Source organism: Cognatishimia sp. F0-27 (genome assembly GCF_020667845.1).
Classification (GTDB): domain Bacteria; phylum Pseudomonadota; class Alphaproteobacteria; order Rhodobacterales; family Rhodobacteraceae; genus JAFMPQ01.
In genome coordinates this window covers 1-410 of sequence record NZ_JAFMPQ010000117.1, presented here as the reverse complement: position 1 = coordinate 410, position 410 = coordinate 1, and the positions used below count along the sequence as shown (strand labels likewise).

Genomic DNA, 410 nt, shown 5'->3' with positions numbered 1-410 from the left:
CGTTGTCGCTGACGATGGTCTTGGGCCTTCCACGTCGCGCCATGATCGACGTCAGTTCGCGGGTGACGCGCAGTCCGGAGAGCGACGTGTCCGCGACCAGCGCCAGGCATTCCCGGCTGAAGTCGTCCACGATGGCCAGCACCCGAAACCGCCGTCCGTCAGTGAAGGCATCTGAGACGAAATCCAGGCTCCAGCGCGCATTCGGTCGCTCGGGCACCAGCATCGGCCTGCGCGTTCCGAGGGCCCGTTTCCGGCCGCCGCGCTTTCTTACCTGCAGCTTCTCTTCGCGATAGAGCCGCCTCAGCTTCTTCTGGTTCACTTGCCAACCCTGCCGCTCCAGCATGACGTGCACGCGGCGATATCCGAACCGGCGACGCTCCACTGCTACGGCCTTCATCGCCTTGCGCAAA

1 protein-coding gene is annotated in these 410 nt (G+C 64.6%); it reads right to left on the bottom strand.

The window, feature by feature from the left end:
• Positions 1-410, bottom strand: a 410-nt coding sequence (locus tag J1C49_RS21575) for a DDE-type integrase/transposase/recombinase (RefSeq protein ID WP_227447862.1), incomplete at both ends; no start/stop codon positions are given.